The 16999-nt window shown below is 61.4% G+C and carries 17 protein-coding genes; 10 read left to right on the top strand and 7 right to left on the bottom strand.

Annotated elements, in window-relative coordinates; all coding sequences use genetic code 11:
- Positions 1-107 precede the first annotated feature (107 nt).
- Positions 108-1442, bottom strand: a complete 1335-nt coding sequence (locus PLD_RS27985) for a PLP-dependent aminotransferase family protein (RefSeq protein WP_159897930.1) — start codon at positions 1440-1442, stop codon at positions 108-110.
- 114 nt (positions 1443-1556) lie between these two features.
- Here PLD_RS27985 and PLD_RS27980 point away from each other — a divergent pair, with 114 nt between their 5' ends.
- Positions 1557-2453 (top strand): DMT family transporter, encoded by an 897-nt coding sequence (locus PLD_RS27980; RefSeq protein ID WP_159897929.1) that lies wholly within the window; start codon positions 1557-1559, stop codon positions 2451-2453.
- Positions 2454-2839: 386 nt separating this feature from the next.
- Here PLD_RS27980 and PLD_RS27975 read toward each other — a convergent pair whose 3' ends face one another.
- The 3 genes from PLD_RS27975 to PLD_RS27965 are packed head-to-tail and all read right to left on the bottom strand — an operon-like array spanning position 2840 to position 4215.
- Positions 2840-3391, bottom strand: a complete 552-nt coding sequence (locus PLD_RS27975) for a nucleotidyltransferase family protein (RefSeq protein WP_159898231.1) — start codon at positions 3389-3391, stop codon at positions 2840-2842.
- 41 nt (positions 3392-3432) lie between these two features.
- A complete protein-coding gene (locus tag PLD_RS27970) occupies positions 3433-3870 on the bottom strand; it encodes a bifunctional diaminohydroxyphosphoribosylaminopyrimidine deaminase/5-amino-6-(5-phosphoribosylamino)uracil reductase RibD (RefSeq protein WP_159897928.1) in 438 nt (145 codons plus the stop codon).
- A 15-nt stretch (positions 3871-3885) separates the two neighbouring features.
- Positions 3886-4215, bottom strand: a complete 330-nt coding sequence (locus PLD_RS27965; RefSeq protein WP_159897927.1) for a hypothetical protein — start codon at positions 4213-4215, stop codon at positions 3886-3888.
- 289 nt (positions 4216-4504) lie between these two features.
- Here PLD_RS27965 and yfcF point away from each other — a divergent pair, with 289 nt between their 5' ends.
- The 3 genes from yfcF to PLD_RS27950 all read left to right on the top strand — a co-directional run bounded on the left by yfcF (position 4505) and on the right by PLD_RS27950 (position 6952).
- Positions 4505-5137 carry a glutathione transferase gene (gene yfcF / locus PLD_RS27960; RefSeq protein WP_159897926.1) on the top strand — a complete coding sequence of 211 codons (633 nt, stop codon included), beginning with the start codon at positions 4505-4507 and terminating at the stop codon, positions 5135-5137.
- An 89-nt stretch (positions 5138-5226) separates the two neighbouring features.
- Positions 5227-5664: a hypothetical protein gene (locus PLD_RS27955; protein ID WP_159897925.1), complete on the top strand. Its 438-nt coding sequence runs from the start codon at positions 5227-5229 to the stop codon at positions 5662-5664.
- A gap of 193 nt (positions 5665-5857) precedes the next feature.
- Positions 5858-6952 (top strand): hypothetical protein, encoded by a 1095-nt coding sequence (locus PLD_RS27950; RefSeq protein WP_159897924.1) that lies wholly within the window; start codon positions 5858-5860, stop codon positions 6950-6952.
- A 38-nt stretch (positions 6953-6990) separates the two neighbouring features.
- Here the strand turns inward: PLD_RS27950 and PLD_RS27945 are convergent, their stop codons facing one another.
- Entirely contained in the window at positions 6991-7233 is a 243-nt protein-coding gene (locus tag PLD_RS27945; RefSeq protein ID WP_159897923.1) for a hypothetical protein, read from the bottom strand.
- Positions 7234-7360: 127 nt separating this feature from the next.
- On the bottom strand, positions 7361-7822 hold the full coding sequence (locus tag PLD_RS27940; protein WP_159898230.1) for an isoprenylcysteine carboxylmethyltransferase family protein: 462 nt from the start codon (positions 7820-7822) through the stop codon (positions 7361-7363).
- Positions 7823-8080: 258 nt separating this feature from the next.
- Between PLD_RS27940 and PLD_RS27935 the strand changes: the two genes are divergently transcribed.
- On the top strand, positions 8081-8482 hold the full coding sequence (locus PLD_RS27935; protein WP_159897922.1) for a GFA family protein: 402 nt from the start codon (positions 8081-8083) through the stop codon (positions 8480-8482).
- Between the two features lie 43 nt (positions 8483-8525).
- A complete protein-coding gene (locus PLD_RS27930) occupies positions 8526-8867 on the top strand; it encodes a hypothetical protein (RefSeq protein WP_159897921.1) in 342 nt (113 codons plus the stop codon).
- A 21-nt stretch (positions 8868-8888) separates the two neighbouring features.
- Here PLD_RS27930 and PLD_RS27925 read toward each other — a convergent pair whose 3' ends face one another.
- Positions 8889-9512, bottom strand: a complete 624-nt coding sequence (locus tag PLD_RS27925; protein WP_159897920.1) for a cell wall hydrolase — start codon at positions 9510-9512, stop codon at positions 8889-8891.
- 349 nt (positions 9513-9861) lie between these two features.
- Here PLD_RS27925 and PLD_RS27920 point away from each other — a divergent pair, with 349 nt between their 5' ends.
- From PLD_RS27920 to PLD_RS27905, 4 genes are read left to right on the top strand one after another with little or no spacing between them, the layout of a single operon-like run.
- The gene (locus PLD_RS27920; protein WP_159897919.1) at positions 9862-12666 is read left to right on the top strand and encodes an AAA domain-containing protein; all 2805 of its coding nucleotides are present in this window, start codon (positions 9862-9864) and stop codon (positions 12664-12666) included.
- Positions 12663-13838, top strand: coding sequence for a hypothetical protein (locus tag PLD_RS27915; RefSeq protein WP_159897918.1), 1176 nt, complete (start codon positions 12663-12665; stop codon positions 13836-13838). The genes PLD_RS27920 and PLD_RS27915 overlap by 4 nt, the downstream gene beginning before the upstream one ends.
- A gap of 3 nt (positions 13839-13841) precedes the next feature.
- The gene (locus PLD_RS27910; protein WP_218575870.1) at positions 13842-15371 is read left to right on the top strand and encodes a phosphatidylserine/phosphatidylglycerophosphate/cardiolipin synthase family protein; all 1530 of its coding nucleotides are present in this window, start codon (positions 13842-13844) and stop codon (positions 15369-15371) included.
- A 14-nt stretch (positions 15372-15385) separates the two neighbouring features.
- Positions 15386-16948 carry a sigma-54 dependent transcriptional regulator gene (locus PLD_RS27905; protein ID WP_159897917.1) on the top strand — a complete coding sequence of 521 codons (1563 nt, stop codon included), beginning with the start codon at positions 15386-15388 and terminating at the stop codon, positions 16946-16948.
- The last annotated feature ends 51 nt before the right edge of the window (positions 16949-16999 follow it).

Below are 16999 nucleotides of genomic sequence, written 5' to 3'. Positions count from 1 at the left end.
TTCAAAGCTTCTAGCTTGCGACTTGCGACTTGCGACTTGCGACTTGCGACTTGCGACTTGCGACTTGCGACTTAAAGCATGCGGCTTGAACCTCGACGCTTGAACTTTTAGAACGCGTAACGGCCAATCACTTGCCGGACCTTGGCCAGCGCCTCGGGCAAATCCGCCAGGTCCACCGAGCCCAACGCCAGGCGAATGGCATGGGGCACCGGCCCGGCGCAGACAAAGGGCTCGGCGGTGGACACCGAGACGTTCTCGCGCAGCAACGCCATGACCACCTGATCCGCGCGCACTTCCTCGGGCAAAGGCAGCCAGAGGAAGTACGCGTTGGGGTGGCCGATATGCTCCAGCCCTGCCAGCAGTTCCCTGGCCAGACGCTGACGGGCCTTGGCGTCCTGGCGTTTCTGCTGCTCCAGGCGCGCTACGGTGCCGTCCTCGATCCAGGCACAGGCGATGGCGGTCATCACCCCAGGGGTGTTCCAGGTGGTGGCGCGGATCGCACGTTCGAGCAAGGGCGCTCGGTCTGCGCAGGTCACCACGTAGCCGACCCGCAGCCCGGCGGCCACACTCTTGGAAAAACCCGAAACATAGACCGTGCTCTCCGGGGCCAGGGCCGCCAGGGGCAGCGGCGGCTCATCCGCCAGATAGGCGTAGGCCGCATCCTCGATGATCAGCAACCCATACTGGCGGGCCAGGGCCACCAGACGCTGGCGCCAGGCCAGGTCCAGCACCCAGCCCATGGGATTGTGCAAGGTCGGCATGGCGTACACCGCCCGTACTCGCCGCTGTCGGCACAGGCGCTCGAAGGCATCGAGATCCGGACCCTGAGGCGTCAAGGGGATGGCCAGCAACTCCAGTCCATGCGCCTGCGCCACCACCTTGAAACCCGGGTAAGTCAGGGCATCGGTGGCCACCACGTCGCCGGGTTTGAGCAGCGCCATGACCGTGGTCGCCAGGCCGTGCTGGGCACCGCTGACGATCAGCACCTGCTCGCCCTTCACCGTCAACCCGCGACTGGCCAAGTGCTGCGCCACCGTAGCCCGCTCATGGCTGCGGCCGGCATGAGGCTGATAACGCAGCAGGGCCTCCAGGTCCCCGCTGGACGCCAACTGACGTAACGCCGCACGCAGCAACTCTGCCTGCCCCGGCAAGGACGGGTAGTTGAAGTTCAGGTCCAGGGTTCCCACCGCCGTGGCCTGCTGATCCACGCCCTGCCCGGGCGGCAGAGCAGTTTCCCGGACAAAGGTGCCACGCCCGGTTTCGCCGCTGATCAAGCCCATGGCTTCCAGCTCGGCATACACCCGCGAGGCGGTCACCAGCGCGAGCCCCTCCCTGGCCGCCAACTCGCGATGGGTGGGCAGGCGGGTGCCAGGAGCCAGCACCCCGCGACGGATATCGGCGGCAAGCAGGTCGACTAACTGTTTGTAGCGGGCGCGGGCCATTGGCGCTGTATCCATGACAATTTTTTGATTGTGCTGATCTTCAATCCTAGGATGGGCCGCATGCAAGCCCCACTCCGGGCCTGCCCCCCGCCCATCGTAGTGAGCACTTGTTGAATGGAACGGACATCGCACCCGCACTCCGCCGCGCTGGCAAACAAAACCGGCGGCTGGCTGAACGGCTTTATCGGGGTACTGATCTTCAGTGGTTCACTGCCGGCGACCCGGGTCGCGGTGCTGGAGTTCGACCCCCTGTTTCTGACCGTAGCCCGCGCCACCCTCGCCGCGCTCCTGGCCCTGTGCCTGCTGCGGCTGTTCAAGGCGCGACGCCCGAGCACGCAGCAATGGCGGCCCCTGGCCCTTGTCGCCTTGGGCGTGGTGCTGGGCTTTCCCCTGCTGACCGCCCTGGCCCTGCAATACGTGACCTCGGCTCACTCCATCGTGTTTCTCGGCCTGCTGCCCCTGGCCACTGCGGTATTCGGCGTGTTGCGCGGCGGTGAACGACCGCGCCCGGTGTTCTGGTTGTTCTCGGTGCTGGGCAGCCTGCTGGTGGTGGGCTATGCCCTGTCCCAGGGACTCGCGGCCTCGCCGCGGGGCGATGCGCTGATGCTCCTGGCGGTGCTGGTGTGCGGCCTGGGTTACGCCGAGGGCGCGCAACTGTCCCGGACTCTGGGCGGCTGGCAGGTGATCTGCTGGGCCCTGGTGCTGGCGTTACCACTCATGGCCGCACTGACCCTGTTCAGCGCCCCACCCGACTTTGGCGGCATCAGCCTGCCGGCCTGGTTCAGCCTGGGCTACGTCTCGCTGTTCAGCATGCTGATCGGATTTGTCTTCTGGTACCGCGGCCTGGCTCAAGGCGGGATCGCCGCCGTCGGCCAACTGCAGTTGCTGCAGCCGTTTTTCGGTCTGGCCCTGGCCGCCGGGCTGCTGCACGAACAGGTCAGCCTGGGCATGCTCGGGGTCACTCTGGCGGTGATTCTCTGCGTGGCGGGGGCGAAGCGTTGGGCCAAGTGACAAAAACGACAGTGGCAGGCTCAAGAGGCCTGCCACTGCTTGCGCCTTACCTGGCGACGGGTGCTGCAGACGGTTTGGGGTCTAGGTCGGAGAGATAGTGGCAAGCGCACCGATCGCGATGGTCAAGGCTAAAAATCCAAACAAGAAAAACGCCATCTTAGTCATCAGGCCTCCTGAACAGTAGGTGTGCGGTGCAGCGGACCGGATCTCCAGCCAGGAGACCCAGTGGGCGCGCCATTTTCAAACCTCGACTGTTCTGATAACAGATGCAGATGAGCAAGAAAAATACGGATCAGAAGCACTGCCCGGGGAATCGCGGCCGACTCCTCGTCACCAGGGCCGCCGGGTTCAACACCCTGGAAGGACCCCGTGCACGACGGGAGTGATCAGCCCTGCTCCAGCCTGAGCAACGGCCATTTGCCCTGCCAGTTCTTCGACCGCAGCCGTTCCAGGAAGACCGGGCGCTTGGCGTCGATGAAGCCTGCGGTCGGCCGAATCAGCAGGCGCAACAGATCATCGAGGCCCAACGGCGCGCACACCTCACAGGTCCCTTCGGCCCCCAGCCTGACGGCGACCGCGGTGGCGGTTTCCGGCCAGTAGCTCATGGCATCGGCGCTGGAGAGGTAAGGCCGGTCACCGTTCTTCAGGTGCATCCGGGCCTGGTTCTTCACCGACCAGTCGACCCCCGGATGACTCGCCCGCAGTTGCTCTTCCAGTTGTCGATCGAGCTCGGCAGAACAGCGCTGGCGATCGAACCAGATGACATCCACGTCGCTGTCCAGCGGCGAACAGGCCCGGCCGTGCAGGTGATCCCACACCGCGTTGCGGACAAACCCGGCGCCGACCCAGCAATCGTCAAGCCCCAGGGCCTGCACCTGCTGCAGCACCTGCCAGCGCAGCGGATCGGCAGCGATGATCGCCCCGACCCGGGCCGCCATTTGCTCCTGCGGCTCCCGGGACGGGCGGACCTCAGCCGGGCTCAATACCCGCTCGCCAGCAGATAGGCCGACAGGTCCTGCGCGGCCTCTTCAGCCAGCAGCCCGACCTGCACCTCGATTCCCGCCTGCCGCAGGATCTGCACACCGGCCCCGGCGTTGCGCGGATCGGGGTCGAGCATTGCCACCACGACGCGGCCCACGCCCCGTTGCCCCAGGGTTCGCGCACAGGATGGCGTGCGGCCCTGGAAGGAACAGGGTTCAAGGGTGACGTAGGCCGTGAGCCCGCTGCAGTCGCCGGGCCACTGGGCGAGTGCCATGGCCTCGGCGTGAGGCTCGCCCGGGCGCTGGGTGAAGCCCTGGCCGACGATCTGCCGATCCTTGACCAGCACACAGCCCACCGGCGGGTTGGGCAGGCAGCCGGGCAAGGCCAGGCGCCCGGCAAGCAGGGCCTGTTGCATGAAGTAAACGGGGGTGGACATAAAGGCCTCGGTGGGTTATCGACGGGCCAACTTATACCGCACACAGTCGTCGTAAAAGCTTTTGCGCAAGGCTTCGGGCCTGATCCGCGAGGGGCTGTCGTAGGTCTGCTCGGTGATCCCCAGGGCCATCATGCGCATCCAGCCCTTGCTGAACTTGTAGACCTGGATCTTCTGCCGCGCCGCGTACAGTGACACCCCGGACAACTTCAGCTCCTGGGCCCTGGCAGCCGTGCCTGCGCCCCAACTGCAAACATAACGATCATTGGCCGCCAGCTCCCGGGCCTGGGCCGCACCAACCCCGCCCAGCAGAGCAAACGACGTCAGCGTAATCAACACATGGCGCATTTTTCGGTCACCTAACCACCTGAAAATAAAGCGATTTTGGCGACACTTCAGACTGTCCGGGGCCAGTATTCTGCCTGACCAATCAAGGCAATATGCCTGCCGATACTGGCCACCCAGGCGATCCCCCCAGTGGCGGCTCAGTTGCCCGAGGCCGATACAGCGCAGCATGACACCCGCCGCGCCGGCCGCTCGCCAGTATTCCCACGAGTAATGCCGGGATAAAAATCGCGCATTTTATTTATCGAACAGGATCTCTTAGCGTGTCGGTTCCCCCTATGGAGATACCGCCGTGACCGCTTCTCGCCCGCGCCTGTACGTCGATGCTCAGTTCACCAGCCCTTATGCCCTGTCCGTGTTCGTGGCACTGCGCGAGAAGGGCATCGATTTCGACCTGCTGCCCCTGGATCTGGACGCCGCGCAACACCGCGAACCCGCCTATGCCCGCCTGTCTCAGACCCAACGCGTACCGACCCTGGTGCATGACGACTTTGCCCTGTCCGAATCCTCGGCCATCACTGAATACCTGGAGGAGCTGTTCCCCGAACCTGCGGTCTATCCCCTCGACCGACAACCGCGAGCCAAGGCCCGCCAGGTCCAGGCCTGGCTGCGCAGCGACTTGCTGCCGATCCGCCAGGAGCGCTCGACCCTGGTGGTGTTCTATGGCTGCAAGGGCGAACCTCTGTCGCCACCCGCCGAAGCGGCGGTGGCCAAGCTGATCGATACTGCGCAAGCGCTGTTGGCCGATGGTCGTGACTGCCTGTTCGGCCAGTGGTCGATTGCCGATGTCGACCTGGCACTGATGCTCAACCGGCTGATCCTCAACGGTGACCCGATGCCCGCAAACCTGGTGGACTATGCCCGGCGCCAATGGCAACGGCCGGCAGTCCAGGAGTGGCTGCAATTGCCGCGGCCGGCGCTGTAGCGGCCGCGCAACGCCAGAACAGTACCCCTGGACCGATCCGGCTGGTATGGTGCGGCCCTTGAAAAACACACCGCCAGACACTGAGGAAAATGCCCTTGAGCAGTGAAGCAAAAATGACCGGGGACCTGTTCGAAGTCGACAAGCGCCTGGCCCTCAAGCCCATTGTCGATTTCAACAGCTACCTGCGCGCCGCCTTCGCCGACGGCCCTTGCTCCTGCGGTCGTTGCGTCGCCAGCCAGGGTGACGAAACCGGCTACGAGCACCCGCACAGCTTCAACTTTGCCGGCAAGGTCGCCAACCGCCGCTTCGCCACCACCGCCGGCAGCGACGTGCTGCTGGCCCTGAAAAAGGCCTGGCTGTCCTTCACCAAGGCCGAACTGCCAGCGAGCGGCGACCTGGACCTGGCGACGGTCAAGGACTTCGTCGACCCCGAACTGCACAAACTGCTGGTGCCGCTGTTCGTCGCCAGCGGCCTGACTCGCGAAGTGGACGGCCAGTTGCAGATTCAGGCGCAAGTGGCGGCTTGAGAGCCGCCAGCGGCCAGCACTGATTGCCCGGCGTCCCGCACCGTGCCGAGGCGCCCCCACGCAAACCCGGCACAAGGTCACACACCTACGCCCCCCCCTGCGGCATCAGGAGCTAGGAATGGATTCCCACCTGCCAACGTCCGATCAAGAAGCCCTGATTCCCATCTATCAGGGCTGCCTGTACTTCCTGCCCATGGCCAACGTCTTCGACTTGCTCCACATGCCGGCCCTGCAGAGGAATCTGTACGAGCAGGCGCATCGACCTGGCTGGCTCACCTGGAAGACCTTCAGCAAGTGGTTTGCAGACCCTCAGCCCAAGGAGGAGATGCGCCCTACCCAGAAGCTCAAGCTGGACAAGATGCTGCAAAGCCGTCCGGAGCTGGCACAACTGCAGCAAGAAATTCTGCAGAAGGAGGCGCTCTGGCGCCCCTACGCCGAATGGCTGGGTTTGATGGCTAGCCCGCTCTTCAATAGCCCGCGATGCGGGGACTACTGGAAAGACAAGCTCGAGACAGAATGGCACCTGGCCTGCAAGCTGTTGCCCGGTGCCTCCGGCGTCGCGGCAAAGCTGGCACTACTGGCCGACTCCAAATTGACCGAGGATCTCGGCCTTCCTGGTTCAAGGCCACGGCTCAAGGCATTGCTGGCAAGCACACGCGATGAGCAGGCCCTGACCAGCCATGCGGATTTCATGCAGACGAGACTGGCCGACAGCGTCGCCACATTGCTGCGTTTTGCGGCCTGGCTGACCGCCGATGCCGTGGTGCTGAACTGGGACCTGATGCAACACAACGCAACCCGGAATAGCCAGCCACTGGAACGCTGGCTGCCCAGGCTGACGCCTCCCCAGTCCGACTGGAGCAACCCTCTCGGCGACTGCCTTGAACACTTTGCCAAGCTCGCGGGATGCTCTAACACGGCAGCCCTTGGCGAGCTCTGGGCGCAGCATGAGTACCATCAGGGCAAAGTCCGTGACATCACCTCCAAACAACGCTTGCTGCGTGACTGGATCAGCGGCGGCAAAGGCCGGCCTACCCTCGCCAGCGTGCGCTCACTTGCCGAGGCGGTGGCGATCAGGGCGGCCGCCTTGCAAGGTGTGGCGGACTACCAGGGAGGAAGTGAAATCGATGCACTGCGGCAAATGCTGCACTTTGCCGAAACAACGCGTTTTCTACAGAAGGAACTGCAACGGCTGGGCCTGCCCGCGCAATTGATCGGCGAGGTGTTCGCCAGCTATCCGCAGGAATACCGCAAAGCGCTGATGATCCTGGGCCATCCGCTGCCCTGAAGAAAAGGGCCGGCACGTCGCCGGCCCCAAAGCCTTGGTCATCTAGGTTTCGACGGCGACTGATTGGGATTCAGCTGCTTGCCACGATTGCCCTGGCCCTTGTCATAGATGGGATTGGTACCTGCCGTGCCCTTGTTGGCGTTCTGGATATCCCCTCGCGCATCCTGGGGGTGTTTCTTGCTACTGCCCATCGCTGCCCTGGTATCCCCCCGTGAGCGCCGGTAGGCAGGGCTGTTGGGGTTCAGTTGATTAGCGCGGTTGTTGCGGCTTTGCTGGTTCATGAGGTGTGCCTTTAGTGAGTTGTCTGGCTGATCTTGAAGATCGAGCACAGGATCAACCCCAGGCCTGAAAACACCGAGGAATTGGCGAGGAAAAAAGTCGCCTATTGCATGCAACTTCAGCAGAAGCTCACAGCCAGCGCCGCACACGCTGTCGATACGCCGCAAAATCCGCACCAAACAACTGCCCGAGCGCCCGTTCTTCTGGAGCGATCTGCAAGCGGTTCATGTACAGGACAAACCCCAGGACGCCCAGCAGCACCAGGGGCGAGGCCAGGTATAGCCCCCAGGCCAGCAACCATAGGGCAAAGCCGACATACATCGGGTTGCGGGTGTAGCGGTAGATGCCTGACGTGACCAACGCTGAGGCCGCTTCGGGTTTCAAGGGATTGACCGTGGTCCGGGCACGCCGGAACGAGATCCCGCCCGCCAGAACGAACAGCAGCCCCGCCCCGATCAGCGACAGCGCCAACAACAGGCGTGTGCCCCATGCCAGGTCAAGTCCCGGCAGCCCCAGCGATGCACCGCCCATCAGCCCGCCGAACACCAGCGCCACCAGCGGGGGCGGAACCTTGTTTTCCAGTGCTTGCAGCATGATTCTTCCCTCGACATGTTGCGCAATAGACAGGCGACGGATCTCTGGCCCCAGAGGTTGCCCGTCACCCGCCACAGCTTACCGTCGCTCAATAATGCGACAAGACATTCCTGGGAAGCCGGCACTGCCCACTTGAGCATCAGCGCGCATTTGTACATCCTCCGGGCCTCGACCTGATTGTCCCCATCCACTCTGAACCCCCAACTGGACTGGTTCCAGCGCGAATGGCCCTGAAACCTCGGAATCCCTCACAACATGCAAATACCCCATCAAGGCAGTTGCCTGTGCGGCGCAGTCACTTACCGAGTGTCCGGCGCACTGAAAGCCGTCACCCACTGCCACTGCCGCAAGTGCCAGAAAGGCCATGGCGCGGCCTTTGCCTCCTACGCCAGCACCCCGCGCGCGAATCTGCACGTCAGCGACGACGGCACAGCCCTCAAGGGCTATGAGTCCTCCCCCGGCGTGCTGCGCCAGTTCTGCTGCCACTGTGGCTCATCATTGTTCTGGCAAAATGTGCGAGGCGAATACGCCGAGTGGATTTCAATCGCCATCGCCACCCTGGACACGCCATTCACGGCCCCCAAGCAGAAGCACCATTGCGTGGCCATGAAAGCCAGTTGGCATGCCATCACCGATCACTATCCGCAACTGCCCTGACCCCGGGCGCAGCCGTGCCCCTACCTGAAGGATAGGCCAATAGATGAGCCAGCACTTGTGCTACGTATGGCTACTGCCGCTGCTGGAAAGCCCTTATGAGTCGGTAGCGGCCAACCTGCCCAATGCCCTGGCCGAGCTGGACATCAAGCACCCGCTGCCCCAGGCGGTCGACCTGCGCCAGTTGCTGCTGACCGCCCTGGAGTCCGACTCCGAATACTGGGCGCAACGTGCCGTGATATGGCTGGAAACAGGCTTTCCACTGGATCGCGAGCTATGCGAAACCCTGCTGCATCAGGTGTCTCGCAAACGCTTCAGCCAATCCATCCGACACAGGCTGACGCCCCTGGGCAAGCGCTGGCTGCGTCAGCACCGCCCGACGACCTGAACACCACCGGCCCCGGCGCCGCTAGCGCGCCGCCAGATCCTTGGGTTTGTAGAACAGGAAATGGCCGATTTCGGTGGTCTTGATATAGCTCTTGGCCCACTGCGGTGAAACGCTGCGGTCGTGAAAGTACAGGGCGCCGCCGGTGCGGTCCTGGAGCTGCTGATTCAGCACCTTGCGCGCAATCTCCTTGGCCAGGCTATAGCGCCCCTCCTCTTGCACCTGATCCGGGCGACCGTCGCACCACCAGGAGAACTGGCACGGACTTTTTTCCGAGCCCTGCTTGACCACTTCGCACACCGTTGCGGGAAACCCCTCATGGCCCAGGCGGTTCATGACCACATCGGCCACCGCTTCCATATCGGCAGACTCCCCTCCTTTGGCTTCCCAATACAGAGTTCGCGACAGACAGGTGATGGCATCGTCCACCGGTGCCTGTCCGGCGGGGTCAACGGCCTGGACTTCAGGCTTGGTGATGGCTGCCGCCTGTGGCTCGGCCTTGGGGCTCTCTTTGTCCGCGACTTTCTGCTCCAGGACCTGAGCCTTGTCCTTGGCCACTTCCTGGACCACCGATTGCGGCTCGGCGGCCAGGAGCTGGGCAGCAGGCAACAACCAGGCAAAACACATGACTCTGACCATCGAGCGCATGATTGATCCCTCCAGACAAACCCTCAGGTCCCATATCCACGCCGTGCTTGATAGAAAGGTTGCAGCAACGCCTGTCAAAGCTGACCAAGCCCCTGTGCTGCAGTCAAACGCAAGCCAACGCTTCACCAGAGATTTTGTTGAGTCGACCATCTGGCCGATAAAACATTCCCTGGGCCTGGCTTCAACATCTTTGGACGCAAGGCCATATTTCGCCATACCATGGCCAAATACAGCCATAATCATGATTGGGAGATAATATTTTTTCCAATAAAAACAATAACTTATATAAAAATGAAATCTGGCACGGGACATGCTCTAGGAAGAACACGCAGATCTAAAGGAAATTTTCATGGCCAGTCATTTTTATATGTCCCTGAGTGGTGTCGGACAATGGAAACGTGCGCTGCGCGATTCCGGCGCCCAGCTCGCCCCTTATCGTCACTACCTGACGACTGCCAAGAACGCCGCCGAGCAGCGCTCGCCGATTCTGTCTTGGCGCCTGCCAAACCTGGACGAACAACAAGAGCTTGAACGTATCAGGAAGGCCTCACCCAGCAGGGAAAAACATGCTGGCAAGCTTCCTCGGCGACGCGAGCGAGCTCGGAACCAATCGGCACAAAGCGGCGAATGGATCATCCTTGAACCACGCCAGGGATTCGCCGAAGAGCCGGACGCGACGTTTGAAGCCTTTCTCGACGCAAAGGAAATCTACCAGCGCCCCCCTTACAAGAACCGAGGCGCCGTAACCTGGGACTTACGCTCGAAAATCGCGATAGTGGATCGGGACCACGAAAGGCTGGCCATCAAGCTGGCGCAACTGCCCACATTCATCGACAAGCATCCTCCCCCTGAACATCAGGTCGTCGAAGCCGAGCCGTTGATCTTTCTAAAACCCAACACCTGGCCTCTGGAGTGCCAGCGCAGAGCTTTGGAGTCCTTGGAGAACCGACCGTTTCCTCGACTGGCACCACTGCTCCGCTTGACCTCAATCCAACCCACTTGGGATCCGCTACAACCCAGGCACATGGATGAAGACGACTGGGTGTTCCTGCGCCAGGACAACGACGGCAGCTTTCGCGACGGCACCCACGAACAACGCCAGTTCGTTCAATGCGCGCTGCAAACACCCGACTTCGCGATGCTAGAAGGCCCGCCTGGGTCAGGCAAGACCACCGCCATCTGTGAACTCATCAGCCAGATTGCCCGGGATGGAAAACGCGTACTTCTGGTCGCGTCTACCCATGTTGCGGTGGACAACGTGCTGGAGCGCTTAATGGATTGGCAAGACCACTCGGATGAAAAACTGGTCATGCCGATTCGCATCGGTGACGAAAGCAATGTCGCCTCCCCAGCAATCAAACCCTGGGTTCTCGGCAATCTGACCCGTACCTGGAATGCCGAGATCCTTGACTACCTCGACCACCCCAAGGACGCCAGCGCCGAGGGCAATGCGGCGCGAGTGGTACTCCAAAGCGCGCTCGGCAGCAAAAGCCACAATGAATCGCTGACCAACATGATTCTTGAGACATCCAATCTGGTGTGTGGAACCACTATTGGCATCCTGCAACACCCGGCAATCAAGGTGGCTGGCTCGGGGCGCAAAGGCGAACAGAATGCCGCCAGCATCGAACCGTTCGACTTCCTGATCATCGATGAGGCCTCCAAAACCACCTTCAGCGAATTCCTAGTACCAGCCCTATTTGCCAAGCGCTGGATCATCGTTGGCGACAAGCGCCAACTCTCGCCCTATGTCGACGAACAGGATCTGGCCGAAAACGTACAAGGACTGCTGACGCCAGCCGCCGCCGACGCTGCGTTGTCGACCTTTCTGGCGTCAGACGCACTGCCGGTGCGCATGCGCCGTAACAGCCTGCTGGTGATCGAGTCAGACGAGCAAGCCAGACGCCTGATGGAAGAAGCCGAGGCGCGCCAAGTGGCGATCGTCAATCTCGACGATCTGGATCCGAAACAGCCCTGCCTGGAAATACTGTGCGCCCAGATTGTCTGTGCAAAGTCGCAGACGCTGGCGCTCTGGGAACACCGATTACCGGACGACCTGTGCCTCGGCAACGGCCCGGTTACGCACCTGCCGGACTGGCAGGCCCATCGTCGAGCCCGAGCCGAGCCCTCCCCCCCGGAGCCAACAAGCTGGGCCGAAGAAGTCGCCTGGCGTCAGGTCCGCGCTCATGAACTGCGCAGCAACCCCAGCGAACAACGACGTTATGTGCAGGAACTGCAAGAGCTGATCCCCCGGACCCTGCAGAGCCATGAGCGCCCTGGTGCTCGTCGGCCAAGAGATCTAAATGACGGAACCAAGCAAACTCTAGCCGCAGTGCTGGAAGAAGACCTGGAACAGATGCGCCGTGTCGCCATGATTTCGATTCTGGAAATACTGCAGAACGGCGCCGGCTCAATGGGCTGGCGCGACGAGACAGCCTTGACCGGAGGCCTACCTGCTCCAGTGTTGCGACAACGCTTAGTTTCACTGTCATTCCAGCACCGCATGCACCCGGACATTTCTGCGTTTCCCCGGCAGGCCTTCTACTCGCAAGCAGAGCTTCTCAACGATGCCAGCGGCCTTCACGCCGCCCGCCAATGGCAATACCCGCGCTACGCCCGGCGTGCCGTTTGGTTCGACATTGCACCTGGCGGCAAAAAGACCAGAACCCGCCTTTCAGGCAATCGCAACCTCGCCGAGGTCAATGTCCTGATGACCGAACTGGGTGAATTCGTCGCCTGGGCACAACACAATCCCCGCCCAGGCAAAAACCCGGAAGCCCCCTGGGAAGTCGCTGTATTGAGCTTTTACAAAGCCCAGGAAAAGGAACTGCGCGCTCGCCTGCAAAAGGCCAGTGGGCAACGTGGCAATACTCGCAACTTCAGCCTTGGCCGGGACCGCGTAAAGATCACGCTGTGTACCTCGGACCGCTTCCAGGGACACGAGGCAGACCTGGTACTGCTGTCCTTCGTCAAGTCCGGAACCGTCGGTTTCCTCAATAGCCCCAACCGTCTCAATGTCGCCCTGACTCGCGCCCGCTACCAACTGGTACTGATCGGCCACCGTGCCTGGATGGCTTCCAGACACTGCAAATCAGAACAACTCAAGCAGCTAGCGACTTCACCCCTTTACGCCAATGACCTTGGATGGGAATGAACATGATCCATCTTCATCGCCACGTAGCTGTCAGTTCCTTCGATGCACAAGCCACTGTCGCCATCGGCCGCAAACGCCCCGAGTTCCTCGCCGTAGCTCAATTGGCGGCCGATCTGGCACGCCCGATCACCCCCCGCGACATCATGCGCGAGTTGCTAGGCAATAGGCCCGAGGTCCTGGGCCGAAGAGTCATCGCTCGCTGCATCAGCCTCGGCCTGCTTGTAGACAGCGACCGCCACGGCAGCGCCGAGCTTTCCACGGCAGGCTTGCAGGCATTGGAAGCGGGAGAAGTCTTGGTTCCGGAAGAAGGCATCTGGCGCTTTTACCTGCAGAGCGATCCACTGCTGCCAAACACCCTGCTCCATGCTCGACGCCTGGAGACTGGCAGTGCCCACCAGGAGCGGAACAAAGGTAAAAAATCATCGAACCAGAATTCGCAGCCGCAGAACATCCGCGGCCCAGAGTTCCTTCGACAATGTCTCGCGGCGACGCCCTCGGCCTCTATTGCTGACGGGCAACTGCTACACCTCAGGGAACTGTCCGAAAGGGGCACCGAGGGCCCTTCAGGCACGCTGAACCTGTCATTTCTGTGGGAGCCAACGAGTTCTCCGCTGCTGACCCTGACGGGGGACCTGGCAAGAATTGACCCGATGCTGGAGAGCACCCTGATCGATAGCGCCTTGGTGCCTGATAGGCGATTTTTCAGCACCTATGAGGGCATGTGGAAGGCGATTGCCGCAATGGCAATGGACATCAGCCACGAAACCCTAGACCACTGGCACCAGCGCACGGAGCAATTGAGTGTACCGGTGTCCTTCAGCTCAACCACAGAGCTCGAACGCAAAGTATTCAAACGCAACATACCCGTGCCGGATTCCGATTGGGGAGAGTTTGGCGAATTCGAGCCAACAACCCTGAAAGACGCCCCGATCCTTCCAGCCTCCGCCGCGGATGCCCAACAATGGGCGCAGTGGCTGCAATGGGAATCCATACAAGACTACGTCACGGCGGAGCAGCTTATCCAGGTCACACAAGCACAACTGACTCGTTTCCCCTATCACCAGCCGCGCCTGCCGAGCCCGCAAGAGTTGATTGCGTATGCCCGCGATTTACCCCCTGACAGTCGCCGGAACTTTCTGCTGGCGCCTTTCGACCTCGGACTCTGGAGCTGAACAATGATCGCCAACACCCTTGACCGCGAAGCCATCATTGACCTGACCCAGGAGACACTGGGGGCTGGCTGGCTACGCAGGAATGAGACACGCCCGCAACACCATGAACGCCTCTCCGCGGAAGTCTGGCGTACCGGCCCGCAGTTGCACTTTCGCGACGCCTTGGTGGCTGCCATGAACAACGCTCAGGAAGTGCTCCTGCTTTCATCCTTTCTACTGGCCGACGATGCCATCGCCAACGGTCTGATCCAGGCTGCCGAACGAGGTGTACGCACCTACGTGATTACTGCCTCCGAGCAGCGCCTCGACAAGTTCCTAGAGGAGGACGAGAGCTTTGAACACAAGATGGTCGAACAACACAAGACCCTCCTCGCCAAGCTGGCAGGCAAAGTGCTGCTACGCTCGGGCGAACACATCCATGCCAAGTTCCTGGTAGTGGATCCGCAGTTGGGCCATGAGGCACAGGGCTGGTTGTCTACCGCCAATTTCAACAAAGCCCTGGAAAACAGCATCGAACTGGGGATACGCCTCTCCCCCTTCAGCGCACAAGCACTGGCCGAGTGCTTCAACTGGGCCTTCTGGTGCGAAGCACAGCGTGAGCTACGAGGTCCCAAGCGCCTGGTGGAGATCCAGTCCAGGCCGAGCCTTGCCCCCAAGCGCCCCTCGGCCCCCCAGATATTCGCAACGCTCAATGACAGCACCGACCTACGGGATCAAGTGCTCAAAATGATTCGCAGCGCCAACAGGGAAATCCTCGCCGCCAGCTATGGCCTCGATCCTGAGCATGTCGTGCTGCATGAGTTGACTCTAGCTGCCCGGCGTGGTGTACAAGTCACCCTGCTGACCCGTCCACGACCTGCTGTAGCCCAAGGCGCCGCCGCCTTGGCCGCAGCCGGAGTACGCATACTGGCCCATGACAAACTGCACGCCAAGGCCCTGGTGGTAGATGGCGACGCCCTGGTCATGACTGCCAACTTCGACGCCTTTGGCCTCGACACCGGCTTTGAAGTAGGCGCGATACTTGAGCGAAAGGCTGCGCAGGATGTCCAACATACCCTTCGCGAGTGGATTGACAACTTTCCCTGGGAGTATCGGGCCGACGCTGCACGTGGCGACCATCTGGGAGACTTCTGCCCGGTCGACAAGGGACTCAGAGACGGTGTCATCCGAATCGTCGCAAATCATCGGCAACAGGCTGCGAATATAGAGGCGCCGAATGCACTGGACCTTGAAGGTGCACCGGTCCCCAGGCTGTCACCGATACCGGTACCGCAGGAACTGCCACAGCAAGTCCAATTCAACTGGCAGGTTCAGGCCCCACGGTTGCCCGATGGTGCAACGGAGCTGTTTCAGGAAAGCGCAAGCGAGCCACAGTCGAGCACGGGCAGGCCTCGGCCGAAGGTACCTTTCGACCCACCGGTCTATCAGCATAAGAAACTCAAATACGTCGTGCTGCGTACCCTTGCGCAAGCCGATCGGGCAATCCTACTGGCCGAGCAGCTCGGGGCCAGACTGGTATTGAAACCCGCATGAACAGGAGCCCTGCCATGAACCAGTCCGTGCTTGTCTGCTGGCTCAGCGTGAATCATTGCGCCGCACCGATCATTGCTGCCCTGAGTAGCACCACGCCTTCCAGCCCTTGCACCTTTGGACATCTGCACCTGTGCTGGCGTGATGCCCCCGATGGTCAACGGGAGAAGCAGGCCCTGGAGACTACCCTCGGCCAACTGCAGAAGCTGGGTGACGACTGTCCAAAAATCACTATAGAGCCCTGGCGCACTCGCTCATCACCAACAGAACACGGCGCCATTCGCCTTTTTGCCGAGGCAACCTTGAAACGAATCCGCAAGCAGTACCCGGACGCCCTGATTCGCATCAACCTTTCACCAGGTACCCCAGCCATGCACGCAGTCTGGCTGGCATTGTGCTCCACAGGCCTGATCGAAGGGCCCCTGGAACTGGTCCAGACCAACGATGCCAAAGCTGTCGCCGCGGGCGCTGCCGCGGTCCAGGCCATCGAATTTGAACTGGATACCTGGCTGCAGCGTTACCGCGGTTCACGCCCGGGAAACACTGGTAGCGACGACACCGGCCATAACCTTGACCCATCCAGGGTCAAGAGTCCGGCCATGCGTGAAGCGCTCTCCAAACTGGAAATGTGGGCCCCCCTACGTATTCCGGTACTGCTGGTGGGCGAGCGTGGTACCGGCAAGACCACCCTGGCCAACCTCCTCAGATCCAACAGCCCGTTTCAGAAAAAAGGACAAAAAACCTGGCCATCCGTTGTCTGTGGGCAATTCCGGGTCAACCCGCAACTGGCCCGCTCGGAATTGTTCGGCCATACCAAAGGCGCCTTTACTGGCGCGAGTCAGGATCGTGTCGGGCTGCTTGAGCAAGCCGACGGAGACTCGCTGTTCCTCGATGAAATTGCCGATATCGATCGTGATACCCAACGCTTGCTGATGGCCGCTCTTGAGGGACGCGGCTTCCAGCGCATCGGCGAGCCCAAGATGCGCTACTCGACCTTCAGATTGATCTGCGCAACAAACCGTCCCGTACGACAACTGCAGAGCGAGCTGCTAGATCCGGATTTCTTCGACCGGATCGGCATCTTCGTACTCACCGTCCCAGCGCTACGCGACTGTGTCGAAGATATTCCCCAGGCCTGGGAGAAAGTGCTCGCCTCAGCCCTGAGGGTAAGCGGTACAGACATTCCAGGCTGGCAGCGATTCACCGACCACGAACAACTGCTGCTGCAGCTTACGCATCACCCTCTACCTGGCAATTTCCGCGACCTGCAGCGAGTTGCCTACCATTTGCTGGCCGCTCTGATGGCTGGACGCTCTGATGCAGAGATCCTGCGAGAGGCCTTGTCTGCACTACCTGCTGAGGACACGGCGCCTGCGGCCCTGCCCTGCGTCGCAGAACTGATCCCACAACTGCCTATAGACGATATACGGAGCAAAATTGGCGATTACGAAAAAGCCTGGTTTTCAGCGGCACTGAACAGGAGTGATGGAAACAAAGCCGAAGCCGCGCGCTTGCTAGGCATACCACGCAAGACGTTCGAACATCGCCTAAAGAGCGATAGAAAGGACTCGGCGGATTGAAAAGGACCGACAGCGACAGGGCCCGAGTCCTGATAACTAACGTAAGCTGGG

It is taken from the genome of Pseudomonas sp. LD120 (assembly GCF_009861525.1).
Classification (GTDB): Bacteria; Pseudomonadota; Gammaproteobacteria; order Pseudomonadales; family Pseudomonadaceae; genus Aquipseudomonas.
Note: the sequence above shows the minus strand (reverse complement) of the source record. Positions and strands in the feature narration are given on the sequence as shown.